At 44.3% G+C, this 203-nt stretch carries 1 pseudogene; it reads left to right on the plus strand.

Annotation, left to right across the window (positions count from 1 at the left end):
* Window positions 1–203, plus strand: a pseudogene (locus H6A27_RS15060) (AAA family ATPase); the annotation flags it as partial.

Raw genomic sequence — 203 nt, forward strand, 5'->3', positions numbered from 1 at the left:
CTGCTTGCCCATTTCAAGGAGAACATGAACGAACTGACAGGCAGATACTACAGTCCGGAGGAATTCATAGATTACAAGGCTGATGTGGAACGTCCGCTTCCTATGATATATCAGAGCGGTTACCTGACCATCAAGGATTACGATATGGAGTTCAATACTTTCCTTCTTGACTTTCCGAACAATGAGGTCAAGAACGGTTTCCT

The sequence above is a fragment of the Bacteroides caecigallinarum genome (assembly GCF_016902295.1).
In the GTDB taxonomy this organism is placed as follows: Bacteria; Bacteroidota; Bacteroidia; order Bacteroidales; family Bacteroidaceae; genus Phocaeicola; species Phocaeicola caecigallinarum_A.